We start from the raw sequence: 3,555 nt of genomic DNA, 5'->3' as shown, positions 1-3,555 counted from the left end.
AGACGCTGGCGTCCGCTTCCGCCGTCTCCCGGGCCTGGGCCGAGGCCTCCGGCGACCCGGACGCCGACGCGGCGGACTGCGCCAAGGCCGTGGCCTCGGGCGACCCGGCCGCGCTGCGCGTCTGGCACAACGCCGTCGACGCGCTCGCCGCGGGCCTCGTCACCGCCCTCACCCTGCTGGACCCGCGCACGCTGATCATCGGTGGCGGTCTGGCCGAGGCGGGGGAAACCTTGTTCACACCACTGCGGGCCGCCGTCGAGGAACGCGTCACGTTCCAGAAGCTGCCCCACATCGTCCCGGCGGCCCTCGGGGACACCGCCGGATGCCTGGGCGCAGGGCTGCTCGCCTGGGATCTACTCTCCACGGAGGTATCCGCCTGATGGCCGGACGCGCAGACAGCACCGTTCTCGCAGGCGCCCGGGTGGTGCTTCCCACCGGAACCGTCGAGAACGGCCGGGTGACCGTCGAAGGCACCCGGATCACCGGCAGCGCGCCGGACGGCGCCCGGACCGTCGACCTGTCGGGCCACTGGGTGGTCCCGGGCTTCGTGGACATGCACAACCACGGCGGCGGCGGCGCCTCCTTCGCCACCGGCACCGCCGAGGACGTCCTGACCGGCGTGCGGACGCACCGCGCGCACGGCTCGACCACCGTCGTCGCCTCCACCGTCACCGGCGACATGGACTTCCTGGCGCGCCAGGCCGGTCTGCTCTCGGAGCTGGTGGAGCAGGGCGAGCTGGCCGGGATCCACTTCGAGGGCCCCTTCATCTCCCCCTGCCGCAAGGGCGCCCACAGCGAGGCCCTGCTGCGCGACCCCGATCCCGCCGAGGTGCGCAAGCTGGTCGAGGCGGCACGCGGTACGGCGAAGATGGTCACCCTCGCCGCCGAACTCCCGGGCGGCATCGAGTCCGTACGGCTGCTGGCCGAGCACGGGGTGATCGCGGCCGTCGGACACACGGACGCCACGTACGAGCAGACCGTCGAGGCGATCGACGCCGGTGCCACCGTCGCCACCCACCTCTTCAACGCGATGCCCGCCCTCGGCCACCGCGCGCCCGGACCCGTCGGGGCCCTCCTGGAGGACGAGCGTGTCACCGTCGAGCTGATCAACGACGGGACGCACCTGCACCCGGCCGCCCTCGAACTGGCCTACCACCACGCGGGCGCCGCCCGGGTCGCGCTGATCACCGACGCCATGGACGCGGCCGGCGCCGCCGACGGCCGCTACCTCCTCGGCCCGCTCGACGTCGAGGTCAAGGACGGTGTCGCCCGGCTCGTGGAGGGCGGCTCCATCGCCGGCTCGACCCTGACCCTGGACACCGCGTTCCGCAGGGCCGTGACCATCGACAGGATCCCCGTCGAGGACGTCGTCCGGTCCATCTCCGCCAACCCGGCGCGGCTGCTCGGCCTGGACGACCGGGTCGGCTCGCTCGAACCGGGCAAGGACGCCGACCTCGTCGTCCTCGACGAGGACTTCCGGCTCAGGGGCGTCATGCGCCGCGGCGAGTGGATCGTCGACCCCACCTGAGCCCGGCGGCGGTCGGACACGTAACGAAGAGACGGCGGTTGCCCCGTGGGACTGGGACGGCCGCCACCTCTTTGGCATGATCACCGGGGGACGGCACGCGGCGGAGGAGACGGCGTGCGGGAGACGGACCACGACGAACCGGGAGCCGGTCCAGGTGATACTGACCGTCACGCTGAACACCGCACTCGACCTGACGTACGGCGTCCCCGCCCTCGTCCCGCACACCAGCCACCGGGTCGGCGAGATGACCGAACGCCCCGGCGGCAAGGGCCTCAACGTGGCCCGGGTCCTCCGCGGGCTCGGCCACGAGGCCGTCGTCACCGGCTTCGCCGGGGGCGCCACCGGAGCGGTCCTGCGCGAACTGCTCGCCGGTCTCCCGGACCGCCCCACCGACGCCCTCGTCGAGGTGTCCGGCAGCACCCGGCGCACCGTCGCCGTCGTCGACCGCACCACCGGTGACACCACCCAGCTCAACGAGCCGGGCCCGCACATCGGCCCCGACGAGTGGGACGCCTTCCTGCGGACCTACCGCGAGCTCCTCGGCACGGCCGACGCGGTCGCCCTCTGCGGCAGCCTGCCGCCCGGCATCCACGTCGGCGCGTACGCGGAGCTGGTCCGCCTCGCCCGCGCCGCGGGCGTACCGGTCCTGCTGGACACCAGCGGCGAACCCCTGCGCCGCGGCATCGCCGCCCGCCCGGACCTCGTCAAACCGAACGCCGACGAACTCGCCCAGCTCACCGGCGCCCGGGAACCGCTGCGCGCCACCCGCGACGCGCGCCGCCGCGGCGCGCACGGCGTCGTCGCGTCGCTGGGCGCCGACGGGCTGCTCGCCGTCACCCCGGACGGCATCTGGCGGGCCGCGCCCCCGGCCCCGGTCCGCGGCAACCCGACGGGCGCGGGCGACTCCGCGGTGGCCGGGCTGCTGTCCGGACTCGTGGAGGGCCTGGACTGGCCCGGCCGGCTCGCCCGGGCGGTGGCCCTCGCGACCGCGACCGTACTGGCCCCCACCGCCGGGGAGTTCGACCGCCCGGCCTACGAGGAGCTGCTGCCCCGCGTCATGGTCGAGCCGCACACCCCGGCCTCCTGACCGGAGACGGAGCCGCGCCCCGGCTCGCTGGGCGAGACCGGGGCGCGGCGACGGTTCCTGGGCGGCCTACTTGGTGTGGCCCGCCTTCAGTTCCAGCTGGTCGAGGTTGGCGTCGCACGAGTCGCCCTCGCGGCACGAGAGCATGAGCGTGTTGGACCCCTTCTTGAGCTGCACGTACGCGTACGTGTTCGTCCAGCCCTTCTCCAGGTCGCCCTCCGCGGCCTGCGCGTAGTTCTTCATGTTGATGGAGCGGGGCTCCTCGTCGTTGACCGTCAGGGACGTCTTGGCGTCCTTGCCGGGCACGCCGTACGTCACGTAGAGGGTGTACGGGCCGTCCGCCGGCACGTCCACCGTCCAGGTCGCCGACCGGCCGACCTCGTTGAGGCTGATGTACTGGCCGTTGGCGCCCTTGGCGCCCTTGACGGAGTTGTCCAGGGCGGCCGAGCCGCCGAGCGACAGCGTCGCCGCGTCCTGCTTGGGCAGCTCGACGGCGGGCGGGGACTTTTCGTCGGCGGACTTCGTCGGCTCCGGCGACTCCTCGACCTCACCGGCCGGGCCCTGCGAGGAGCCGGCCTCGTCCTTCTTCTTGTCGGAGTCGTCGCCGGTCATCAGCGCGGCGCCGATGCCGATGAGCACCACCGCGACCACGGCCACCGCCGCGATCAGCAGCGCTTTGGTGTTGGGTCCGCCCCGGCCGGGACCGGAACCCCGGCCACCGCCTTGCGTCACGGTCGGCGCACCGCCCGGGTAGGTCTCGGGAGCCGCGTACTGGGGGTTCGGCCGGCCGTACTGCGGCGGGGGCTGCTGGCCGTACGCCTGCTGCGGCGGTACCTGCCCGTACTGGCGCTCGCCGACGGTCCGCACCTGGTTGTACGAGGTTCTCGGCACGCCGGGCTGCTGCGCGGCCGGGCCGGGGTAGCCGTAGCCGCCCTGTCCCGGC

4 protein-coding genes are annotated in these 3,555 nt (G+C 74.2%); 3 read left to right on the top strand and 1 reads right to left on the bottom strand.

Translation table 11 applies throughout. The features are described from left to right. The 3 genes from IH13_RS0105265 to IH13_RS0105255 all read left to right on the top strand — a co-directional run. The coding region (locus tag IH13_RS0105265; RefSeq protein WP_031081413.1) for an ROK family protein at window positions 1–380 on the top strand (380 nt) is incomplete at its 5' end. Further along, on the top strand, window positions 380–1,528 hold the full coding sequence (gene nagA, locus IH13_RS0105260) for an N-acetylglucosamine-6-phosphate deacetylase (protein ID WP_031081412.1): 1,149 nt from the start codon (window positions 380–382) through the stop codon (window positions 1,526–1,528). The genes IH13_RS0105265 and nagA, both read left to right, overlap by 1 nt. 154 nt (window positions 1,529–1,682) lie before the next feature. Continuing rightward, the gene (locus IH13_RS0105255) at window positions 1,683–2,615 is read left to right on the top strand and encodes a 1-phosphofructokinase family hexose kinase (protein ID WP_031081411.1); all 933 of its coding nucleotides are present in this window, start codon (window positions 1,683–1,685) and stop codon (window positions 2,613–2,615) included. A gap of 66 nt (window positions 2,616–2,681) precedes the next feature. Here the strand turns inward: IH13_RS0105255 and IH13_RS36780 are convergent. Beyond that, the coding region (locus IH13_RS36780; RefSeq protein ID WP_031081410.1) for a carbohydrate-binding protein at window positions 2,682–3,555 on the bottom strand (874 nt) is incomplete at its 5' end.

The organism is Streptomyces sp. NRRL WC-3549, from assembly GCF_000721935.1.
Lineage (GTDB): Bacteria > Actinomycetota > Actinomycetes > Streptomycetales > Streptomycetaceae > Streptomyces.
This window is presented reverse-complemented; position numbering and strand designations above follow the sequence as displayed.